A 21,718-nucleotide genomic window follows, 5' to 3' on the forward strand; every position below is an offset into this window, starting at 1 on the left:
TTTACAGATAGAATGTGGGTTCTGCTATACATAATTCAATCTCCTGTTTTAAGATTAAAAGTATTTTTACTTTCGAATGTGCTGTTTTATCAGAAAACGTAGGGCGTCTGTTGCTAGACACCTTTTTTTGCTAAAAAATTTATTAATGCTTTTTATAAGAAAAGCCCTTATTTCATTTGAGGCCCTTTCTTTTAATTTGGTTATTTGTCTTATGCCGCAACACTTTCACATCTGTTTTTCTAAAACAGCAGAAGACGTTCCGTTCTCTTATCTTGTATCTTTGAATCTTTGTACCTGTCATATGCCACAGGGTGGCTTATATGTATGGCCAACTCCTGTTGCTTTAAAGGTTGTGCTTTTAGTAGTGGTTTACCATCGTAATAAATCGTGTTTGATAACGTCGATAGACTCTCGGTTACGATAAAGAGCTATTAATATTGCTAAACCGACTGCTACTTCCGCTGCTGCTACTGAGATGATAAACAGTGTAAACACTTGACCTGTTATATCTGCATATGGCCCAATACTGGAGAATGCAACTAGGTTGATGTTTACTGCATTTAACATTAACTCAACAGAGGCAAGAACGATAACGAGGTGTCGTCTCGTTAACACCCCATAAAGTCCGACACAAAATAAAATGGCTGCTAGAGATAAATATAGCGTAATTGGCACCATATTATTTCGCCTCCTTTCGAGCTATTACGATAGCTCCAATGAGGGCTGCCGTTAGTAAGAATGCCATTCCGATGACAGCAATTACATAGTGTCCATAAAGTACGAGACCTATTTCATGTGCTGTTCCCTCTTCATACACTCTTGGACTGCCATTTTGAGGTAGATCCATATTTAAAATACCATATAACATAAAGCCTAATAGTGTCCCAACACCTACGAAACTAAGTACACGGTGTAGTTTTCTAGGATGGGCACTAAATGTAATATTACGATGTTCTGTCATCATCATACCGAAGATAAATAGGATCGTAACAGCTCCAGCATAAACGATGATTTGAATAATACCGATAAATTCAGCACCTAACAGAAAGTAAAGACCAGCAATAGCAAAGAAACAGAATGCCATAGAAACAACTCGGTGAGAGATCCGTTTAAGTTGGAGAACGAGAACAGCACACGCTATGGCTAATACTGCTAAAACGAGAAAGAAGATCATTTGTGGATTCACTTCTGTTCACCTCTTTCTCCCATTTCTGGAACTCGATCCGATTCTTCATAATAACCGTAAACATGGTTGTCAGAAAGCCATTCAATATCTTTAAATTGCTCTGAACGGTTAAAGGAGCTTAGGTTATTATAGCGAGCTGTCATAACGATTGCATCCGTTGGACAAACCTCTGTACAGAAGTCACAAAGGATACAGCCTTGGAAGTCGATATTGTACGTATCTATAATCTTTTTCTTAGGATTTTCCTCTGATTTTTTCCCTGTTAACGTAATTACATCTGTCGGACATGCTGTTACACATAAATTACAGACGATACATTTATCTGGGAAAAATCGATGGATTCCACGAAAACGTTCCGGCATAACTACTCTTTCATCAGGGTATTGGATGGTTATTTTCTTTTTCCTAAAGTAATTAAAGGTTACGCCGAATCCTTTTAATAATCGAAACATTTTACCACCCCATCCACACTTTAATAATCGCTGTAACTACAATGTTTAGTAACGCTAACGGAATGAGCACCTTCCAGCAAAACTGCATCAAGTTTTCTACACGTGCTCTCGGTAACGTAGCGCGAAGCCAGAACCAAACGAACATAAACAAACACATTTTCAGGAGGAACCAAACGATGCCTGGTAAAAAGGCTGGTCCTAACCATCCGCCGAAAAATAGTGTTGTAGCAAAGGCTGCAATGGCAATTGCGTAAGTATATTCTGCTAGCATGTAAAAAGCATAGCGGAAACCTGAATATTCCGTATGATAACCTGATACAAGCTCTGATTCTGCCTCAGGTAAGTCAAATGGAGATCGGTTTAATTCTGCAATTGCTGAAATCATATAAATGATAAATGCAGGGAATTGAAGAATAATGAACCACAATCCTACATCTTGTTGAAAGAATACAATATCTCTTAAATTCAATGATCCTACTAAAATAACAATACCTAGGACAGATAGAACAAGTGGAAGCTCATAACTGATCATTTGTGAAACCCCACGAATTGCTCCAAGTAGGGAATACTTATTGTTTGAACTCCAACCACCCATTAAAACACCTAGCATCGTCATAGAGGATACCCCTAAGAAATAAAGAACACCAATGTTTAAATCAGCTGCGTATAAATTTTCACTCCAAGAAATAACAGCAAATACCATAAAGGCTGGAGCAAAGGCAACGACTGGAGCTAATACGAATATCTTTCTATCTGCTTGTGCAGGAATGATATCCTCTTTCATTAATAGCTTCATAACATCTGCGATCGTTTGGAACATTCCCCACGGTCCATATCTGTTTGGACCAGTACGAATTTGCATATACCCAATGACCTTCCGTTCAAAGAGAATGGCATAGGTTACAGCCCCTAATAGTCCTCCAAGAACTGCCACCGCATAAATGGCCATAAATAGGAGATCCATTACGCATCAACCTCCCCGAGTACAATATCTAAGCTACCGAAGATTGCAACTAGGTCTTGAATGTTTTTACCGATTAACAATTCCTGTAGTATTGCAACGTTTACAAAGGAAGGACGTCGTAGTTTGATTCGGTATGGCTTATTCTTTCCGTTACTGATTGCATATACGCCAATTTCACCTTTTGAAGCCTCTGCACGAGTGTAAGCTTCTCCCGCTGGTGGCTTAATCATCATAATACGCTTACCTTTTTTTGTAATAATGTCCCCTTCAGGAATTTGTTCACATGCTTGCTCAATAATCTTCAAGGACTCATATAGCTCTGCAATTCTTACTTTATAGCGTGCGTATACGTCCCCTTCCTCTTGAGTTGGGATATCAAAATCAAAACGATCATAAATAGAATATGGTTCGTCTTTTCTTATATCCATTTTCAAACCACTTGCTCTAGCTAATGGACCTGAAATTCCCCAATCTAGGATTTGTTCTTTTGTTAATTTACCTACTCCAATCGTACGTGATTGGAAGATTTCATTTCCTGTTACAAGTGTGTCGTATTCGTTAATATTTTCACGTAAAACTTTAACCTTTTCCTTTACTCTGTCAATCCAACCATCTGGTGAATCCCATTTCACTCCACCAATTCGCATGTAGTTAAATGTCATTCTAGCACCACTGATTTCGTTTAATAAATCTAAACAATGGTCACGATCGCGGAAAGCATAAAGGAATGGGCTTAGTGCACCAATGTCAAGTAAGTACGTTCCCCACCAAACGAGGTGACTAGCAATTCGGTTTAGTTCCATCGTAATGACTCGTAAATATTCAGCCCTTTCAGGAATCTCCCATTCTAATAGCTTTTCAACTGCAGCGCAATAAACATAGTTGTTCGTCATTGCGTTCATATAGTCTAGTCGATCCGTATAAGGAATGAATTGTGTATAAACAAATCGTTCTGCTAGCTTCTCAGATCCACGATGTAAATACCCCATTACAGGCTCCACTCTTTTAATTGTTTCACCATCTACATCAACTACTAATCTAAATACTCCATGAGTACTAGGGTGTTGTGGACCCATATTTAAGGTCATCGTTTCCGTTTTTATCGCCATCCGTTCAGCACCCCCTAATCCAGTCCAAGAGCTTTTTTATCTGTTATATAATCTTTTCTGAGTGGATGACCTTCCCACTCGTCTTGTAATAATATTCGCTTTAAGTTCCAATGACCAGGGAATTCAATACCGAGCAAATCAAAGATTTCTCGTTCCATATAATCTGCTGCCCTCCATACAGGAGTTACAGACACTACAGATGGGGTTTCCCTAGGCGTTTTTACTTTCACGTATAAGTAATGCTTTTTCTCTGTGGAGTATAAGTTGTAAACTACCTCCATATGTTCATCATAATCAACGCCAGTAACACATTGTAGGAAATCAAAGTGTAGCTGAGGATCATCACGAAGCATTTTTGCTAGATCCATTGACCATTTTTCACTATCTAAAATGATCATCGGTTTACCAAAATTAAGCTTAGCCGTTTCCTCAATCTCTTCTTTTTCTTCCTTTTCACCCTCTGCTTCCTCATCTGTTTCTGGCGGTTTAACTACTAGAACTTCTTCATCTAAAGCATTGTTCACCTTCGATATAATTAAGTCCAATGTTTCTTGACTCATTCCTGTCCCACCTTCTCTCCTTTTGCTTCACGTCGAATCTTTTCACGAAGCAACTCAACACCATCTAGTAAAGCTGGTGGTGTTGGAGGACAACCAGGTACATAAACATCAACAGGAACAACTTTATCAACACCATTTACAACACTGTATGCTTCTTTATAAGGACCACCACATGTTGCACAGGAGCCCATTGAAATCACGTACTTTGGTTCTGGCATTTGATCGTATAGTCTACGAAGAACAGGTGCCATTTTAGAGGTTACTGTTCCTGCTACAATCATGACGTCTGAATGACGTGGTGAAGCCCGGAAAATAACTCCAAATCTATCAAAGTCATATCTAGCTGCTCCAGTACCCATCATTTCGATGGCACAGCAAGCAAGACCGAAACTTAATGGCCAAAGAGATCTTGTTCGAGACCATGCCTTTAGCTGTTCGACCTTTGTAAAAAATACACTTCTTTTTACATCTTCAAGAATACGCGGATCATATTCTTCCGTTTCTCTAAATCCTTTTAGTTCCATTCTAGCACCTTCTTTTTCCAAGAATATGCAAGTCCTAACCCTAATATAGCAATAAAGATTAATCCTGCGTTAAGACCTACCCAACCGAGCTCACCAAGTGCTACAGCCCACGGGTATAAGAAAACGGTTTCAACGTCAAAAATGACGAACTCCAGCGCTACAATATAGTAGGCTACGTGATACCTAACCTGAGCATCTCCCGTTGGTTCAATCCCACTCTCATAAGTTGTTAACTTAGTAGGATACGGGTTATTTGGTCTAACTAAACGACCAAACGTGAGAGCCCCTACTGGAAGTGCAACACCTAAAAACATAAATAGTAACACAAAAATGTAGTTGTCAAAATAAACTCCCAGTCCCATACATTCACTCCCCTCCATGTAGTGATTCTGTTTTAATACATCACCCATTCAAATTATAACAAAGCGGCTAATTTATTGTCCATATTATTCTGAATTATCAGGTTGACAGTGTAATAACGATGTTAATAGTGTTATCCTAGTTGATAAAATTATACAATCTCCAATAAACACTGGTAGATCAATGTTTATACGACATAAACCCAGTAGAATCAAATTATAATGACTATAATTTCTTAAAATTAAAACTTTTACAGGAAACTAAATGTGTTATCATTGAAAATCTATTCTGTTTTATAGTAACCTTTGATATTACCGTATTTTTACTTTCAATGAAGATATTTCTGATACAGAAATAAGCTATACTTTTCAGCACACTTTCCTATATTTCACTTTTTTAACAGATAACTGTTTTGGCAAAACAAAAGTATAACAGTTTCCCGTATAACATTATAACAGTTCAATATCTACACATATTCAACATTTAAGTATGATATTACGAAAAAATTTGTCGTTTTTTGTGGTTTGAATAATGGAAAATACTGCTTTGACGAATTTGTATTAAAAAAAGTAGTTTTTGTTGGTATATAAGTTGATTATCGTGATGCTTATTGCAGGTAAACACTTTCATGCTTACGATGTAGAAGATAATTTGATGTTAAAACTAAGATTGATTGTCAAATTACTGATTTGTATAGAGGAATTAAAAATCATTTTGATGTTTAAGAAATAATTGCATTTTCATCTGCAGGTTTGGAAACAAAAAATGGACGATTTAAATAGTGATGACATGATCTAAAAGTTTTTACGTCACGATAAGCTATGTGACTAACAGCTTAGGTTCCTTTTATGAAAAGAAACTATTTCACTTTGTTCGCTTTTTCACTTATCAACCCTAAAAATAGGAGCTTCCATATTCATTCCTATATATCCATCCCCCCTTCAACTAATTACAGTCTAACTAATATTGGGTAACGTTTTCAACTAAAGTCTTTTTATTAACCCTGACCCTGCATGAAATTAACTAATAACTCAACACCCATTACGATAGGAACTCTCCTTCGTTCGTTTACTAAAATAACAATTTTCAAGTCCATTCTCTATAGTCCATTCACTGCATTATAAAAATATGCATTATACTATATAATTTTATAAAATTGTTGGCTATTTCACAAATATTATTTGACGATTTATAGGTTTTTTCTAAAATAATTTTGGTTTAGTAGTATAAAGGCGCATCGATGAGTCGGGAAGTTACAAATTTATTATAAATCTATCGAATTAACTTTGGTTGTTAAAGGGATTTAGTTTATGCGTTTTCAAAAAAATATATTTATGGTTCTGTTTAAAATCAACGACACTGAGGATTGCAAGCCTAAATTGTACTGAAGTTGTAGTGAAATGGTGCTCAAATAGTACGCAAGCAGTACTCAAGTTGCACTCAAGTGGCACTCAAATTATTCAATTGGATTTAAGCACACTCAAATATGTTCTAATTTTGACAATTAATAGTAGATTTTTTAGAACTTTGTCGTATAATAAAGCTATAAATTCCTATTCTTCCTGATCCCACAGATAACCTTCCAACCTTCCCAATCCCCACTTAAAGGAGTGATACTCATTTATGCCATCGACCAAAAGATCATGGAGTCCCACTAAACATTATCACATTATCAATCATGCCATTCGAAAGGACAAGTTGTTCAAACAGGAAAAAGACTACTTATTTTTTTTGAGTCTGATAGAAAAAGCCCATAGAAAATATCCATTCGAAATATTCTCCTATTGTCTCATGTCTAATCATTACCACATCCTTATAAGATCAGATCACCCTATAATCCCTTCCGTTATGCATTTCATTAATATGCTCTATTGTAGATACTATAATCGCACCTATAAAATGAAAGGATCACTTTTCCAGCGTAAATATGTCTCTAAAGAAGTTGATAATTCGCGAGGTACCCTTCACGTAAGTCGGTATATTCACTTTAATCCTGTTCACGCAAATATTGTTTCAAATCCAGAGTCGTACAAATGGAGTAGTTCTGCTTATTTTTCTCCATCTTCCCAATTACCTCTACCTCCATATATGAATCTTTCACCCGTCCTCAACCAATTCAAGGGTTCCGTTTTTGAACAGAAAGTAAAATTTAAGGAGTGGTGTATGTAGTTTAAATCATGTAATAGGTTTGGAGGGGGACTGTAAATTAGTCCTGGTCTGATTTCGGGGGAGGATAATACTCTCGGATCTCTGTCATGCTCGCGGATTGAACCGGGGGTTTTTGTACCTGCTTCACCTGTACCTGCTTCGTTTTCCCCTGGTTCAATCTACCTCTTGCTCCTTCTTGCTCGCGGATTGAACCGGGGGTTTTTGTACCTGCTTCACCTGTACCTGCTTCGTTTTCCCCTGGTTCAATCTCTCTCTTGCTCCTTCTTGCTCGCGGATTGAACCGGGGGTTTTTGTACCCGCTTCACCTGTACCTGCTTCGTTTTCCCCTGGTTCAATCTACCTCTTGCTCTGTCATGCTCCCGGATTGAACCGGGGGTTTTTGTACCTGCTTCACCTGTACCTGCTTCGTTTTCCCCTGGTTCAATCTCTCTCTTGCTCTGTCATGCTCGCGGATTGAACCGGGGGTTTTTGTACCTGCTTCGCCTGTACCTGCTTCGTTTTCCCCTGGTTCAATCTCTCTCTTGCTCTGTCATGCTCGCGGATTGAACCGGGGGTTTTTGTACCTGCTTCACCTGTACCTGCTTCATTTTCCCCTGGTTCAATCTACCTCTTGCTCTGTCATACTCCCGGATTGAACCGGGGGTTTTTGTACCCGCTTCACCTGTACCTGCTTCATTTTCCCCTGGTTCAATCTACCTCTTGCTCTGTCATACTCCCGGATTGATCTAGATACTTTTGTACCGGGTCTAGCCAGAACCGGGAAGCGACGTATCTTACCCAAACCCATAATTAAAAACCGTTCAGAGTGGTTTTCTCTGAACGGCTAGGTAATTGTGTCTAATGAACTTCATTGAAGATTTGTGGCACGCGACACCGTACAAGTACTACGTACACATTTTATCCCGCAGAAGTGTACTTAAGGAGCTAGAGGTATGGTTGAGGAAAGATAGTTATCGTTCCTTGTTACCTGCCACTGCCGCCAGCTACGTCGAGGCGATTGATTGCACGTTTTAGTGCAAGTTCTGCTCTTCGGAAGTCTAGGTTATCTTTTTTTGCTTGTTCTAGGCGTCTTTCAGCTCGTTCCTTCGCAGCGCGAGCTCTTGCTACGTCGATTTCTGACGGTAATTCTGCAGATTCAGCAAGAATATTTACTTCGTCAGGGCGAACTTCCATAAAACCGCCACTGACAGCAATGAGCTGAACCTTAGAATCCTTTTTAACGCGGACAGCGCCAACTGTTAAAAGAGTCACTAACGGTAAATGCATTGGCAAAATACCAAGTTCACCTTCTGTCGTTTTAACACTGACCATTTCAACTTGCGCTTCATATACGCTGCCATCAGGAGTGACGACATTTGCTTGCATCGTCTTCACGGTTCACCCTCCTTTAACGAAGCGTAACATAGTTGGTTAGGGGTTAGATGGTTAGTTGTTAGGAGACATTCAATACGTTGCCAAAGGCACACCCTTAGCCTAACTGCTAATCACTAAATACTAACTACTAGACGCTTCTTATTGCATTTGCTTCGCTTTCTCTACTACTTCTTCAATACGACCTACGAGGCGGAATGCATCTTCTGGTATATCATCGTGCTTACCTTCGATGATTTCTTTAAAGCCTTTGATAGTTTCTTTAACCGGTACATAAGACCCTTTTTGTCCTGTAAATTGCTCCGCCACGTGGAAATTTTGAGAAAGGAAGAACTGAATGCGACGGGCACGGTGTACTGTTAATTTATCTTCTTCCGATAGTTCGTCCATACCAAGGATGGCGATAATATCTTGAAGTTCTTTATATTTTTGCAGTGTCGTTTGAACTTCACGTGCAACATTGTAGTGTTCGTCTCCAACAATTTCCGGTGACAATGCGCGAGAAGTGGAAGCTAGTGGATCCACCGCAGGGTAGATACCCATTTCTGATAGCTTACGTTCAAGGTTTGTCGTTGCATCTAAGTGAGCAAATGTTGTTGCTGGTGCTGGGTCAGTATAGTCATCGGCAGGAACGTAAATCGCTTGGATCGATGTTACGGAACCTTTTTTCGTTGATGTAATACGTTCTTGCAGCATACCCATTTCCGTAGCAAGTGTTGGCTGGTAACCTACGGCAGAAGGCATACGACCTAATAGTGCGGAAACCTCACCACCTGCTTGAGTGAAACGGAAAATGTTATCGATGAAAAGAAGTACGTCAGCCCCTTTTTCATCACGGAAATGCTCAGCCATTGTTAAACCAGATAAGGCAACACGCATACGTGCTCCTGGTGGTTCGTTCATTTGACCGAATACCATTGCTGTTTTGTTAATAACGCCTGAATCCTTCATCTCAAAGTAAAGGTCGTTACCTTCACGAGTACGTTCTCCAACACCTGCGAATACGGAGATACCACCGTGCTCTTGGGCGATGTTGTTGATTAACTCCTGAATTAATACGGTTTTACCTACACCGGCACCACCGAAGAGACCAATTTTACCACCTTTAATATAAGGGGCAAGTAAGTCTACAACCTTGATTCCAGTTTCAAGGATTTCTGTTTCAGTTGAAAGCTCTTCGTATACTGGTGCTTGGCGGTGAATTGGATCACGCTTTGCGTCAGCACTTAATGGTTCATCTAAATCAATATTTTCACCTAATACGTTGAATACACGACCAAGAGTGACGTCCCCAACTGGAACAGAAATAGGACTTCCTGTGTCCACTACTTCCATTCCCCTTACAAGACCGTCTGTAGATGCCATTGCGATGGCACGAACAGAGTCATCACCTAGGTGTAGTGCTACTTCTAACGTAAGGTCAACGTCAACTTCACCTGAAGATTTAGCTTGGTGTTTTACAGTTAATGCATTATAGATCTCAGGTAATTCGCCACGGTTAAAACGAATGTCTACAACCGGACCCATTACTTGAGTGACGCTTCCTTTATTCATCTTCGTTCCTCCTTACTTCCTAAATAACACTGTTTTTATGGCATGAATGGGTGTTAATACTAGCTACACAAAATCCACAAAGGCAGTGCAGAAATTCCACTAATATCCAATTGATTGAAATACTTTATTATTCGAGGGCTGATGCTCCACCAACGATTTCGTTGATTTCTTGTGTGATGGCTGCTTGTCTCGCACGGTTATAGATTAATGTTAATTCATCAATGCGATCCGATGCGTTATCTGTTGCAGCACTCATGGCAGTCATTCGAGCTCCGAACTCACTTGCCTTTGCATCAAGTAATGCCCCGTAAATTAAGCTTTCAGCATAATGCGGTAGCATTTGCTCCAGAATTTCTTCTGGATTCGGTTCATAAATATATTCCATTACGTTCGCATTTGTGTTTTCGCTATCGTTGTCTTCTCCATTGCCACCAAATTCGTTCAGTGGTAGAAGCTTCGTTTCCGTTACTTGCTGACTGATGGCACTAATAAAGTGGTTATAATGGAGATAGATTTCATCGAATATGCCGTCTGAAAACATGTCGATCGTTGTAGATGCAATGTTTTTAATGTCTGCATATTCTGGTTGATCGTGTAAGCCCACAATTTCCTGAAAAATTGGCATACCTCGTTTTTTGAAAAAATCTCGCCCGATTCTTCCCATGACGATCAAACCGTACTCTTCAGGAGATTCGTGTCTTTCGTTTATAATTTGCAACGTTTTACGTAGAAGTCCACTGTTATACGCACCACATAGTCCACGATCGGACGTGATGACAATGTATGCAGTTTTCTTCACTTCATCCCGTGACTCCAGCATAGGGTGGGAGATTGCTGTTTCTGTTCCTGAAGCAATACTAGATACTACTTCGCGAATTTTCTCCGTATACGGGACAAAGGATGTAGCCTTTGTTTGAGCACGATTCAACTTTGCAGCTGAAACCATTTGCATGGCCTTTGTGATCTGCTTCGTTTTCTTCGTGGACCCAATTCTTGACTTTATATCTCTTAATGATGCCACCGTTGTTCACCACCTTTACTTACAAACTCCATTAAATGATAGAAAAGGGAGGAGAAAGGACGATCTTCAGGTTGGTACTTTGTTCGTACTTTGAAGCTCGTATTCCTTTTCTCACAGTCTAAGCTTTTCTGTCATTATCGCTTGCCGTTCGTTTACTATTATCTATTATCCGAAGGTTTTAAGCTTCAGTGAATGTTTGTTTAAATGTATCAATCGCTTTCGATAAATCTCCTGCATCAGGAAGATTTCCAGTATTCTTAATTACATCTAGAAGCTCACGGTTGTTGTGCTCTAAGAAAGTAAATAATTCTGATTCAAAGCGTTGAATGTCTTCTACATTAATATCATCTAAATGACCTTTTGTTAATGCGAAAAGGATAACTACTTGTTTTTCTACAGCAAGTGGTTGGTGAAGTCCTTGCTTTAATACTTCAACGGTACGGGCACCACGGTTTAATTTAGCCTGTGTTGCTTTGTCTAAGTCAGAACCGAACTGTGTAAATGCCTCTAATTCACGATAAGAAGCTAAGTCAAGACGTAAAGTACCGGCAACCTTTTTCATTGCTTTTATTTGTGCAGATCCACCAACTCGAGATACGGATAAACCTGCGTCAATGGCAGGACGAATACCCGCGAAGAAAAGGTTTGACTGCAAGAAAATTTGACCATCTGTGATGGAAATTACATTCGTAGGAATATATGCAGAGATATCCCCAGCTTGTGTTTCAATAAAAGGAAGGGCTGTTAATGAACCTGCTCCTTTTGCATCACTTAGCTTCGCTGCACGTTCAAGTAAACGGGAGTGAAGATAGAATACATCCCCTGGATATGCTTCACGACCTGGAGGACGGCGTAATAATAGGGAAAGCTCACGGTATGCTGATGCTTGTTTTGTTAAGTCATCGTAAATTACCAGTACGTGCTTTCCGTTATACATGAATTCTTCTCCCATTGTTACCCCTGCGTATGGTGCTAGGAATAATAATGGTGCAGGCTGAGATGCACTTGCTGTTACAACGATTGTGTAATCTAAAGCGCCGTGTTTGCGTAATGTTTCAACTACACCGGCTACCGTAGATTCTTTTTGTCCGATTGCAACGTAAATACAAATCATGTCTTCGTTTTTTTGATTTAAAATTGTATCGATGGCGATAGCCGTTTTACCTGTTTGACGGTCACCGATAATTAACTCACGTTGACCACGACCGATAGGAATTAAAGCGTCGATAGATTTAATACCTGTTTGTAGTGGTTCGTGTACAGATTTACGATCCATAACTCCTGGTGCTTCGCTTTCAATCGGTCTAGTTTTGGACGTTTCAATTGGTCCTTGTCCATCTAATGGTTGACCTAATGGATTAACTACACGTCCTAAAAGTTGTTCTCCTACTGGAACCTCCATAATACGTCCAGTTCGGCGAACCTCGTCTCCTTCACGAATTTCTGTGTAAGGTCCAAGGATAATGATACCTACAGTGTTTTCTTCGAGGTTTTGTGCCATCCCCATAACACCGTTTGTAAATTCTAATAGCTCACCAGCCATAACGTTTTCGAGACCGTGAGCAACTGCGATTCCATCACCAACACGGATGACGGTACCAACATCGCTGACTTCCATTTCAGATTGATATCCTTCAATCTGCTTTTTTATTAAAGAGCTGATTTCATCGGCTCTGATGCTCATTACGTTCACCCCTATCTACTAACGTTCCCATAAATCATACGCTGTTGTAAGCGTTCCAATTGGCTGGATACGCTTGCATCATAAACACTATCACCGATTCTAACTTTTAGTCCGCCGATAATATCTTTGTCTACAATATTATTAATGAGAAGCGTTTGCTTTCCAGTTTTAATAGAAAAGATCTGGCTTACGGCTGCTTTTTGTTCATCTGACATAGCCTTAGCCGTAAAAACGGTTGCCTCTGCGATACCTTTTGCATCGTTTACTAGACCTTTAAAGTCTTTCACGATAGCTGGAAAAATATCTTCACGTTTTTTATCGATGAGAAGAAGCAACAAATTTAATACGTATGGGCTAACATGACCAGAAAAGTGATCTGTAACCATCTTCTTTTTTTCTTCGTTTGTGATTTTCGGATGTCTAAACACTTCGTCAAGAAGGTTCGTATCTTTAAAAACTCGTAACACAGCTTCTAGCTCTTGTTCCATTTGATCTAGAAGATTTTTTTCCTGTGCGCACTCAAAAAGAGCACTGGCATAACGAAAACCTATTGGATGCCTTCTCATAGTTCTTCGCCCACTTCTTTAAGAGTTTCTTGAATGAGCTTATCCTGCTCCTTCTCGTCTAACTCTTTTTCAATCACTTTTGTTGCTACAAGAATTGATAAAGTAGAAACTTGCTCACGAAGCGCAGAGATGGCTTGTTCTTTTTCTTGGTTAATTTCAGCTAGTGCTGATCGCTTCAAGCGGTCTGCTTCTTTTCTTGCATCTGCAATGACTTCCTCCGCTTGTTGCTGACTTAATTTAGTTGTATTTTCGATAATTTCCTTTGCTTCACGACGGGCGTCTTGAATAGCTTCCCGTTGTTCTGCTAAATATTTTTCTGCTTCTTTACGGTTTTTTTCCGCAGAAGCTATTTGATCAGCGATATGATTTTCACGTTTTTCCATCATGTTAATAATTGGTCCAAGTGCAAACTTTTTCAATAAGAACATAAGGAATAAAAAAGCTAAAAGCTGATAACCAGCGTTAATCCATGCAATATCTTGAAGATCAAACAACGATTTCGCCCCCTTCATCTACAATAATGGTAAGAAAAACATCAGTGTCTGATGTATTAATTATGTGTTTGATGATAACTAAGCTTAAGCCTAGTTCCTACAGACAGCATTCCTCTTTTCCTATTTCCTCTCATTATCTAGTTAGAGTTTTAAAGGATAAAAGGAATGGCGAAGAGTGTATGTATAACGTTCTCCGCCAAATTAGCATCATTTCAAAAAGGGGTATCTTAAATATTACCTAATAACATGAAGGCAATAACGATAGCAAAGATAGGAATCGCCTCTACTAATGGAGCACCAATGAATAATAGTAATTGAAGTGGCCCTCTCATTTCTGGTTGACGAGTTACTCCTTGAACTACACTACGTACTACGATTGCTACACCAAATGCACCTGCCACCGCAGCGATACTTGCAACTATTGCTACTGAAAGAAATTCCATGATTTAATATCCTCCTTTAGTTTCCCATACAATATAATTAGTTTTTTTATTTGTAACGCCCCTATGTATAAGAGCAATATTACCGTGATTTACGTTGAAACATTGTTGATTTTTCTTTCGTGTTCTTTTTACACTATCAGAGCTTGTCTCATTGACGGGCGAATATTCTTCACCTGTCCTTTAATGGTCTTCACTCACTTTATGTGACATATAAACCATTGTTAGCATACAGAATATGAATGCTTGAAGGGAACCAATGAACAAACCGAATACTTGTAATGCAACAAGCGGTAAGAACATTGCCACACCCCAGGCTGCAGCACTTGCACCTAGTCCAACTAACATAACCATGAGCACTTCTTTTGCAAATACGTTTGCATATAAACGCATTCCAAGCGTGAGGGTGTTGGAAAAGTCCTCAATAATTTTAAATGGGAATAAGAATGGTACTGGACGGAAATAGTCCTTCCCGTATTCCTTTGGCCCTTTTAATTTTAGTCCATAATAATGGGTTAATATGATAATGAAAGCTGCTAATGAAATAGTTAGTACTGGATCTGCTGTTGGCGAGTGCCAATACACATAGTGTTCTGTTTTTGTAGCTAACTCAAACGGTAACCCCGCCATGTTGGCTACAAATACGTATAAAATTAATGTTACACCTAGTACTACGAAATGCTTACCTTGCTTCCAATCCATATTTGTACTAATAATGTTTTTAATAAATTGGACTAAATACTCTAAGGCATTTTGCGCACCCGTAGGATACATTTTGATCTTCCTTGACATAAAGAAGAGGACCAAAAAGACAATGAGCATGACGACTGTTGTCATAAAGATTCCTGTAAGGTCTACCTTCAACCAAGGGTTATCAAAAAGTTCTATTACTGGTTTTTTGTTATCCAAACGAGACTCACCTCTTTTCTATGATACTCTAGGTTTGTGCATATTTTAGAAAAATATGAACACTTATTGATTTAGGCGCTTCATGTGGAACATAGGTTCTAATAGTATAATCACATAGGTTACTGTTAAGCCTATGAGAACACCTTCGATCTGTAGATATTCTGGAAAACGCATTGCGACAGCCACTGCGGCTACTGCGGCGATAATTCGCGTTAATGTTCCGAAAATGAATAAACCAGGTTTTTTCATTCCGTCCATTGCTTCACCGATTCGTTTTACTTGTAAATATGTATTGATTAAATTTAGTAAACTAAAGCTTGCTCCGAATGCGATTCCTAAAAATAAAGGAGAGTTCGGAAATAGTAAGGCTACTAGTAGGAAAAGTAATATAATTGAGACGGTAAAAATTGTGTACCTTTTCGCTACTGCACTGTAATCCATCATGTCGATTCGTCTCCTAAAAATTTGCGGACTGCAAAATAAATTCCAACAATCGCAGAGCTAATCCCAAGTACAGCCCCTAGTGCAAGAAAAATTCCGTTTCCATCGTACTTTTCGTCAATCCATCTCCCGAGGAACACCCCTGCTAAAATGGATCCTACTAAGTAAGAGCTTATTGTTGTCATTAACGCAATACCTTTTATCGTCTTGCGAAATTTAGTAGAATCTGACATCAACCTCACCCTTAGTATGACGCGAGTAATGTGTACTATGTAACGATATTATTCTACATGCGCAATATCCTATGTAATCGTACCAATAGATTTTAACTTCTGTCAATTATATTCAAATGATACAAACGAAGAAAAAACAGTGATGTAACGATGTTAAGCGCTTTCTTGTTCACAAAAATTTGATATATAATTCACATAAAGGACACAATTCATATTATACATAAAAAATGGACTACTGTCCTACTATTTTATCAATAAAATAAAGTTTGAATTTTCTGTCTTTTTATTATTCCTATTTCCATTGTTAAATCAATGTAAAATTTGTGTGATGCCCCTTTATTCGATGTTTTTTTCTTTCGGATTTGGAAATGTTGTTCTGGACTATTTTCTATTTTATGGATGTTTTTGTCATAATATGTATTGGTTAGTGTAGTTTTTTGTAGAAGAGGGTTTAAGGGGATAAGGGGATTCTTGTATGCTTTTATTTTCACTGGGGGTTTTGGTTTTTGTATAGTGTGAGTGCAAGTGGGGGATTTTGCAGCATGGGGGATGGATATTTTCTTTCTAAGGTGTTCATACGTTACATGCAGAAGGGGAAATTTGCTTAATGGGTTTTTCCTTTTCTATATTGGTGATTTTAATCTGCTTCGTTTTGCCCTGGTTCATACTACCTCAGGCTCTGTTATGCTCTCGGTTTGAACCGGGGGTTTTGGTACCTGCTTCGATTGTACCCGGTTCGTTTTGCTATAGAGGATGAATATGTTCTTACTAAGGTTCATCGGTTACTGATGAATTAATTACGCCACAGTTCAGCCGTAATATATACGTTAGAAATTACTTAACTAAGATGGGGAGGGAATTTTATCATTCCCCTCCCCATCTCACAGGATTTTATTTTTTTAATCCAACTGCTCCCAACCACCGATATAAATGTCTTTTACGATGGTATCTTCGTGTCCTTCTTTTTCAGCAAAGATAAGGGCTTTATAGATACCAGGTTCAATTCCTTCGACACTTACATCCTGCTCAAACATACCACGATCAATTTCTGATTGAACATCTATATATTTAATAAATTGGAACGTGTCAGGGTCATACAAAGCAATACCAAATTGATCAGCTCCACCTGGAAAGTAAACTTCATAATGGAATGTCTGTGGTTCTGTTTTTTGTTCAAAGTTAAAGGCCATTAATCTTGGATACTCTGGCTCCTCCACAAAAAACATATATGGAACTCGAACTGTTTCACTGCCACTTTTTACTTTAATGACGTCGTGATAAATTCCTTCTGTAAAAACAGATGGGAAAACGTCCATCGTAATAGGAACAGTCTTTTTTTCTCCGGGTGATAAGTAGAGAGAAAATGGTACCTTCCATTGAATGCCGTCTGGTACTTGAAATGGTGGCTCTACTGTATATCGCTTCCGTTCACCTGAGTTATTTTCTATCGTAATTTCTACTGTTTTTTCTAAACGACTGTCTGTCCTTAACCATTTCCCAAACGTAAGGGATCCCGGATAAACGAGTGTTTTTGCATTTAATGCATCCAACAACTGCAGTCGACCAGTTCCTTGAACGTGAGGTGGATATTCTTTGCCTTCACGATCGACAATCGGTTTTGCAGTATTCATTAATGCAGCCTTGATCTGCTCTGGTGTCCAATCTGGATGCTTTTGTTTTATTAAAGCAGCAGCACCAGCCACGTGTGGAGCCGACATGCTTGTTCCATTTAAATCAAGATAGCCTCTCGGAATTGTACTATCAATGGCCACACCTGGTGCAACTAAGTCCGGCTTAATATCCCAAGTATGTGTCACGGGACCTCTAGAGCTAAATGGTGCAATGAAATCCTCTTCCTCTCGATAGATCGTTTGAATGAAAACGTCCTTTTTCTTGTTTAACTCCTCTTTAAATCGTTCGCCTACTTCCTTTGATACACTTACTACTGGAATATCTACTGGCTCCTCAAGCATACCTGCGAACTCTCCGTCTGAATGGTTATAAACAATGACAGCTTCAGCTCCAGCTTTTTTTGCTATTTTTGCTTTATAGGTAAAACTAATTTGCCCCCGTTCAGCAAGGACGATTTTCCCTGCCACATTTTTATCCTCGTAATCCTCTTCCTTCCCTAAGTCTACAAATTCTAACGGATAGGACCGCTTAAATTCCCATTTTTGAGATCTCTGCATTGGAAGGATTGGAACTTCATGATCATCGTTTGGACCTAATGTTAAATATGGTACTCTCATTGGTGGAGTGGATGCCCCTACAGAAATGGCCTTTGTTGAAGTTCCAGGGGAGCCCACTGTCCACAAATTTGGCCCACTATTTCCATTAGAGGTAACGGCTACTACTCCCTTTTCCACTGCCTTATCTAGGGCCACACTCGTTGGCCAGTCAGGTCCGTTAACCGTGTTCCCTAAAGAAAGATTTAGGATATCCACTCCGTCCTCTACTGCTTTTTCAATAGCGGAAATGACTTGCTCTGTTGTTCCCATACCTGTTGGCCCAAGGGTTCGATATGCGTAGATTTCTGCATCTGGTGCGACGCCCTTTAATTTTCCGTTCGCAGCAATTATTCCTGCCACGTGTGTTCCATGAATAGTGGGCATCCCTTGCTCTTGTTTCGTTTCCATTGGATCATCATCTTCATCTATAACATCGTAACCGCCATAATAGCTGTCCTTTAAATCTGGATGCTCGTAATCCATTCCAGTATCTATAACTGCTACTTTTACCCCTTTTCCTGTTAAGTTTTCCCCTTCTTCATCAAGCATTTGGCGGATTTCATCTCCACCAATAAACGGTACACTCTCATCTAATGAAGGTTCATAATAAGCTACTTCATCAATGCGATTAATACATTCTAGGCTTTTAAGTCTTTCGACATCCTTCCGAAGAAGTTCCACAGAAAACCCATTATAAAGGGTTGTAAATGTTTTTCTTACTGTCATTGACGGTATTTCCGATTGCACTCTTTCAATGGCTTCTAATGCACTATGGTTTTCCTTCGTTTCTATAATAAAAATAGCCGACTCATTTTCTCTATCTGGTAAGTCTGGTCGGTTTGGATAAAATACGGTGTCTGTTGATTGTGTATCTAAGAGTGGTTCAGCCGACCCCATTTGATGGATGGGTGAAACGGCTATCGTCATCGTTAGAAAAACAAATAAGATTGTTTTCCAAGTTGTTTTGGTCATCTTTACCCATCACCTCTATTTAGTAGTGAACGAACGGATTCTAATTTTATTTTTCTCGATTTTGCTGCCTTCCGTTCGTCTAGAACGCTTCAAATCAACACTATTCTTTAACTCAGTCTTTAATTATGGGAAAATAACACGTTTTAGGGTTCACATGATTCCCGTACTTTAGGAATTGTTTATAGTTAGGATTCGGAATTAGACCTTTAGGTTACGATGTGCAATTCCACTACATACTTTCGAGTTGTTACATTTAGTTTTCACTTATCATTCCATGATTCAAGTAATTTCATGCAATGATGGGGGAAATTGATGAGGTTTCACAAAAATGCGGTGGCTCTCGCTTTATCAAGTAAAAAAGACCAAATCACTTCTGTTATTCGAAGTAATTTAGTCTTTATTAACTAATTAATTATTTTGTTCCGAAAAGGCGATCTCCTGCATCTCCTAAGCCAGGGACGATGTAGCCTTTTTCATTTAATTTTTCATCCATTGCTGCAAGGAAAATATCCACCTCTGGATGTGCTTTTTCTACTGCAGCTACTCCCTCAGGTGCCGCTACGAGACACATTAACTTAATGTTTTTTGCACCACGTTTTTTTATTGAATTAATTGCTTCCACAGCAGATCCTCCAGTGGCAAGCATCGGGTCAATGACAATAAGCTCTCTTTCTTCAATGTCCTTTGGAAGCTTTACGTAATACTCTACCGGCTCTAATGTTTCAGGATCACGATAGAGACCAACGTGTCCAACCTTTGCAGCTGGAATTAAATTTAAAATGCCATCTACCATACCTAAACCAGCTCTTAAAATAGGAACTAAGCCTAATTTTTTCCCAGCTAATAGCTTGCTTTTCGCCATTCCTACTGGGGTTTCTACTTCTACTTCCTGCAAAGGAAGATCTCTCGTAATTTCAAAGGCCATTAAACCTGCTACCTCATCAACTAATTCACGAAATTCCTTTGTACCTGTTTTTTTATCACGTATGTACGTTAACTTATGTTGAATAAGGGGATGGTCGAACACATATACTCTACTCATTTTTCGCGCTCCTTTTTACATTTATTGTACTTTGGTAACCCTAGAAAAACATTGTCTTTCCTAATTAAACACTAAAAGTGAAGAAAAACTTAGTGGTATGTCCTTTTTCACTATCATAGTACACATTTAATTAGCATAGATGTCTTTGTTATTTTTTGTAATTAATCGAATGGGCAGGGTAAGTGAATGGAAAAGCATTAAAAGCTTCTATTTAGATGAACATTCAATATTTCTCACTGCTTGTCCTTCTGTATAGTTATCTATATTCTCTTCTTTAAAGGCTTCATCCATGCCCTTTGAAAATTCTACATAAAAAGGAGTAATGATTCAAGCCATAATATATAAAGAATTGACGATAAGGTGACACATTTTTTTGCTTTCATTATGAAGGTGGGACGTAATTCAAGCTTTCAGTGAAACTCTTTTCAAACACATACATATAGTTTTCACAAAAAATTTGTTAATATCAAGGGAATGATAAACTTAATGCTTATTTTTTATCTGAACCTTCTTTTAGCTCAGAAGTATTGGTCATAGGTAAGTTCCATTCATTAAAAGGGGACAATACGGACAGTAAAGGACGAAGGACATGAACTCTTTATTATTTTTTCCCATTTATATCTTTCCGATTATTGGAGTAGCAACGTATGGTTATTTATCAGCCGCTAACAAAGAGGAAGAAATGCTCATTTTAAAGATGATAGGGTATTTTTTATTAGGATCATTTATTTATTGGTATGGATTTATTCCAATCCCTATTGGCTTACTGATTGCTTTTTTGTTAAAACCTAAGAATAACGGAAAAACAAAGAGGAATATAGTATATATTGGAACAGCTGTTGCTGTCATCAGTCATCTTTTTGTATTTTAAATTGAATCAAGTAGGTGCTTTAATAAATATTTTTGGTAAATTACAGCTTATTGTGCTGGTTCCTGCCTTAATTGCGCCGTTTTACACCTTTATTGCGCCTCTTCCTGACTTCATTGCGCCGTTTCACATCTTTTTTGCGCCTCTTCCTGCCTTAATTGCGCCGTTTTACACCTTTATTGCGCCTCTTCTCGACTTAATTGCGCCGTTTTACACCTTTATTGCGCCTCTTCTCGACTTAATCGCGCCGTTTTACACCTTTATTGCGCCACTTCTCGACTTAATCGCGCCGATTCACAACTTTATTGCGCCTCTTCTCGACTTAATCGCGCCGATTCACAACTTTATTGCGCCACTTCTCGACTTAATCGCGCCGTTTCACATCTTTTTCGCGCCACTTCCGCACTTAATCGCGCCGATTCACAACTTTATTGCGCCACTTCTCGACTTAATCGCGCCATGTCTACAATTCCGACACATTTGACCTAATTGAAAGCATATAACTCCATTATGAAAAAACAATCTTCATAAAAAGCAAAAAGCAGGTCTAACCAAAACAAATGGTCAGGCC

23 protein-coding genes are annotated in these 21,718 nt (G+C 38.8%); 3 read left to right on the forward strand and 20 right to left on the reverse strand.

Annotated features, from left to right (window positions below):
- Positions 1–369 precede the first annotated feature (369 nt).
- From nuoK to QA612_RS07345, 8 genes are read right to left on the reverse strand one after another with little or no spacing between them, the layout of a single operon-like run.
- The gene (gene nuoK / locus QA612_RS07310; protein ID WP_278283135.1) at positions 370–678 is read right to left on the reverse strand and encodes an NADH-quinone oxidoreductase subunit NuoK; all 309 of its coding nucleotides are present in this window, start codon (positions 676–678) and stop codon (positions 370–372) included.
- Between the two features lies 1 nt (position 679).
- Positions 680–1,186: an NADH-quinone oxidoreductase subunit J family protein gene (locus QA612_RS07315; RefSeq protein WP_278283136.1), complete on the reverse strand. Its 507-nt coding sequence runs from the start codon at positions 1,184–1,186 to the stop codon at positions 680–682.
- Positions 1,183–1,638, reverse strand: a complete 456-nt coding sequence (locus tag QA612_RS07320; protein ID WP_278283137.1) for a NuoI/complex I 23 kDa subunit family protein — start codon at positions 1,636–1,638, stop codon at positions 1,183–1,185. Before QA612_RS07320 ends, QA612_RS07315 begins: the two co-directional genes overlap by 4 nt.
- 1 nt (position 1,639) lies before the next feature.
- A complete protein-coding gene (gene nuoH / locus QA612_RS07325) occupies positions 1,640–2,602 on the reverse strand; it encodes an NADH-quinone oxidoreductase subunit NuoH (RefSeq protein ID WP_278283138.1) in 963 nt (320 codons plus the stop codon).
- Positions 2,602–3,711 (reverse strand): NADH-quinone oxidoreductase subunit D, encoded by a 1,110-nt coding sequence (locus QA612_RS07330; RefSeq protein WP_278283139.1) that lies wholly within the window; start codon positions 3,709–3,711, stop codon positions 2,602–2,604. Before QA612_RS07330 ends, nuoH begins: the two co-directional genes overlap by 1 nt.
- A 14-nt stretch (positions 3,712–3,725) precedes the next feature.
- Positions 3,726–4,271 (reverse strand): NADH-quinone oxidoreductase subunit C, encoded by a 546-nt coding sequence (locus QA612_RS07335; RefSeq protein ID WP_278283140.1) that lies wholly within the window; start codon positions 4,269–4,271, stop codon positions 3,726–3,728.
- Complete coding sequence (locus QA612_RS07340; protein WP_278283141.1) at positions 4,268–4,795, reverse strand: NuoB/complex I 20 kDa subunit family protein; 528 nt, start codon at positions 4,793–4,795, stop codon at positions 4,268–4,270. Before QA612_RS07340 ends, QA612_RS07335 begins: the two co-directional genes overlap by 4 nt.
- Positions 4,786–5,157, reverse strand: a complete 372-nt coding sequence (locus tag QA612_RS07345; RefSeq protein WP_278283142.1) for an NADH-quinone oxidoreductase subunit A — start codon at positions 5,155–5,157, stop codon at positions 4,786–4,788. The genes QA612_RS07340 and QA612_RS07345 overlap by 10 nt, the downstream gene beginning before the upstream one ends.
- Positions 5,158–6,778: 1,621 nt before the next feature.
- Between QA612_RS07345 and QA612_RS22510 the strand changes: the two genes are divergently transcribed.
- Positions 6,779–7,324 carry a transposase gene (locus QA612_RS22510; protein WP_481804419.1) on the forward strand — a complete coding sequence of 182 codons (546 nt, stop codon included), beginning with the start codon at positions 6,779–6,781 and terminating at the stop codon, positions 7,322–7,324.
- 963 nt (positions 7,325–8,287) lie between these two features.
- On the opposite strand, the gene QA612_RS07350 is transcribed toward QA612_RS22510, so the two are convergent.
- The 12 genes from QA612_RS07350 to upp all read right to left on the reverse strand — a co-directional run bounded on the left by QA612_RS07350 (position 8,288) and on the right by upp (position 20,279).
- Positions 8,288–8,689: a F0F1 ATP synthase subunit epsilon gene (locus QA612_RS07350; protein WP_481804424.1), complete on the reverse strand. Its 402-nt coding sequence runs from the start codon at positions 8,687–8,689 to the stop codon at positions 8,288–8,290.
- Between the two features lie 147 nt (positions 8,690–8,836).
- A complete protein-coding gene (atpD, locus tag QA612_RS07355; protein WP_278283144.1) occupies positions 8,837–10,249 on the reverse strand; it encodes a F0F1 ATP synthase subunit beta in 1,413 nt (470 codons plus the stop codon).
- 127 nt (positions 10,250–10,376) lie between these two features.
- Positions 10,377–11,270, reverse strand: coding sequence for an ATP synthase F1 subunit gamma (gene atpG, locus QA612_RS07360; protein WP_278283145.1), 894 nt, complete (start codon positions 11,268–11,270; stop codon positions 10,377–10,379).
- 178 nt (positions 11,271–11,448) lie between these two features.
- Positions 11,449–12,954 carry a F0F1 ATP synthase subunit alpha gene (gene atpA / locus QA612_RS07365; protein ID WP_278283146.1) on the reverse strand — a complete coding sequence of 502 codons (1,506 nt, stop codon included), beginning with the start codon at positions 12,952–12,954 and terminating at the stop codon, positions 11,449–11,451.
- An 11-nt stretch (positions 12,955–12,965) separates the two neighbouring features.
- Entirely contained in the window at positions 12,966–13,520 is a 555-nt protein-coding gene (locus QA612_RS07370) for a F0F1 ATP synthase subunit delta (protein WP_278283147.1), read from the reverse strand.
- Positions 13,517–14,014, reverse strand: coding sequence for a F0F1 ATP synthase subunit B (atpF, locus tag QA612_RS07375; protein ID WP_278283148.1), 498 nt, complete (start codon positions 14,012–14,014; stop codon positions 13,517–13,519). The genes QA612_RS07370 and atpF overlap by 4 nt, the downstream gene beginning before the upstream one ends.
- Before the next feature lie 227 nt (positions 14,015–14,241).
- Entirely contained in the window at positions 14,242–14,457 is a 216-nt protein-coding gene (gene atpE / locus QA612_RS07380; RefSeq protein ID WP_013490629.1) for a F0F1 ATP synthase subunit C, read from the reverse strand.
- 180 nt (positions 14,458–14,637) lie between these two features.
- A complete protein-coding gene (gene atpB, locus QA612_RS07385) occupies positions 14,638–15,363 on the reverse strand; it encodes a F0F1 ATP synthase subunit A (protein ID WP_278283149.1) in 726 nt (241 codons plus the stop codon).
- Between the two features lie 63 nt (positions 15,364–15,426).
- Complete coding sequence (locus QA612_RS07390) at positions 15,427–15,807, reverse strand: ATP synthase subunit I (protein WP_278283150.1); 381 nt, start codon at positions 15,805–15,807, stop codon at positions 15,427–15,429.
- Positions 15,804–16,037 (reverse strand): AtpZ/AtpI family protein, encoded by a 234-nt coding sequence (locus QA612_RS07395; RefSeq protein WP_278283151.1) that lies wholly within the window; start codon positions 16,035–16,037, stop codon positions 15,804–15,806. Before QA612_RS07395 ends, QA612_RS07390 begins: the two co-directional genes overlap by 4 nt.
- An 899-nt stretch (positions 16,038–16,936) precedes the next feature.
- A complete protein-coding gene (locus tag QA612_RS07400) occupies positions 16,937–19,237 on the reverse strand; it encodes a S8 family serine peptidase (RefSeq protein WP_278283152.1) in 2,301 nt (766 codons plus the stop codon).
- Between the two features lie 412 nt (positions 19,238–19,649).
- Positions 19,650–20,279, reverse strand: coding sequence for a uracil phosphoribosyltransferase (gene upp, locus QA612_RS07405; RefSeq protein WP_278283153.1), 630 nt, complete (start codon positions 20,277–20,279; stop codon positions 19,650–19,652).
- Positions 20,280–20,868: 589 nt separating this feature from the next.
- Here upp and QA612_RS07410 point away from each other — a divergent pair.
- On the forward strand, positions 20,869–21,150 hold the full coding sequence (locus tag QA612_RS07410) for a hypothetical protein (protein WP_278283154.1): 282 nt from the start codon (positions 20,869–20,871) through the stop codon (positions 21,148–21,150).
- Positions 21,107–21,631, forward strand: a complete 525-nt coding sequence (locus QA612_RS07415; RefSeq protein ID WP_278283155.1) for a hypothetical protein — start codon at positions 21,107–21,109, stop codon at positions 21,629–21,631. Before QA612_RS07410 ends, QA612_RS07415 begins: the two co-directional genes overlap by 44 nt.
- The last annotated feature ends 87 nt before the right edge of the window (positions 21,632–21,718 follow it).

It is taken from the genome of Evansella sp. AB-P1 (assembly GCF_029688925.1).
In the GTDB taxonomy this organism is placed as follows: domain Bacteria; phylum Bacillota; class Bacilli; order Bacillales; family Salisediminibacteriaceae; genus Evansella.

Excerpts from the sequence above, each read along its gene's own strand:
- QA612_RS07330 (WP_278283139.1), bottom strand. The coding sequence starts at position 3,711 with ATGGCGATAAAAACGGAAACGATGACCTTAAATATGGGTCCACAACAC.
- QA612_RS07335 (WP_278283140.1), bottom strand. The coding sequence starts at position 4,271 with ATGAGTCAAGAAACATTGGACTTAATTATATCGAAGGTGAACAATGCT.
- atpE (WP_013490629.1), bottom strand. The coding sequence starts at position 14,457 with ATGGAATTTCTTTCAGTAGCAATAGTTGCAAGTATCGCTGCGGTGGCA.
- atpD (WP_278283144.1), bottom strand. The coding sequence starts at position 10,249 with ATGAATAAAGGAAGCGTCACTCAAGTAATGGGTCCGGTTGTAGACATT.
- QA612_RS22510 (WP_481804419.1), top strand. The coding sequence starts at position 6,779 with ATGCCATCGACCAAAAGATCATGGAGTCCCACTAAACATTATCACATT.
- QA612_RS07400 (WP_278283152.1), bottom strand. The coding sequence starts at position 19,237 with ATGACCAAAACAACTTGGAAAACAATCTTATTTGTTTTTCTAACGATG.
- QA612_RS07350 (WP_481804424.1), bottom strand. The coding sequence starts at position 8,689 with ATGCAAGCAAATGTCGTCACTCCTGATGGCAGCGTATATGAAGCGCAA.
- upp (WP_278283153.1), bottom strand. The coding sequence starts at position 20,279 with ATGAGTAGAGTATATGTGTTCGACCATCCCCTTATTCAACATAAGTTA.
- QA612_RS07390 (WP_278283150.1), bottom strand. The coding sequence starts at position 15,807 with ATGATGGATTACAGTGCAGTAGCGAAAAGGTACACAATTTTTACCGTC.
- QA612_RS07370 (WP_278283147.1), bottom strand. The coding sequence starts at position 13,520 with ATGAGAAGGCATCCAATAGGTTTTCGTTATGCCAGTGCTCTTTTTGAG.
- QA612_RS07320 (WP_278283137.1), bottom strand. The coding sequence starts at position 1,638 with ATGTTTCGATTATTAAAAGGATTCGGCGTAACCTTTAATTACTTTAGG.
- QA612_RS07345 (WP_278283142.1), bottom strand. The coding sequence starts at position 5,157 with ATGGGACTGGGAGTTTATTTTGACAACTACATTTTTGTGTTACTATTT.
- QA612_RS07340 (WP_278283141.1), bottom strand. The coding sequence starts at position 4,795 with ATGGAACTAAAAGGATTTAGAGAAACGGAAGAATATGATCCGCGTATT.
- atpA (WP_278283146.1), bottom strand. The coding sequence starts at position 12,954 with ATGAGCATCAGAGCCGATGAAATCAGCTCTTTAATAAAAAAGCAGATT.
- QA612_RS07395 (WP_278283151.1), bottom strand. The coding sequence starts at position 16,037 with ATGTCAGATTCTACTAAATTTCGCAAGACGATAAAAGGTATTGCGTTA.
- nuoH (WP_278283138.1), bottom strand. The coding sequence starts at position 2,602 with ATGGATCTCCTATTTATGGCCATTTATGCGGTGGCAGTTCTTGGAGGA.
- QA612_RS07410 (WP_278283154.1), top strand. The coding sequence starts at position 20,869 with ATGAACTCTTTATTATTTTTTCCCATTTATATCTTTCCGATTATTGGA.
- nuoK (WP_278283135.1), bottom strand. The coding sequence starts at position 678 with ATGGTGCCAATTACGCTATATTTATCTCTAGCAGCCATTTTATTTTGT.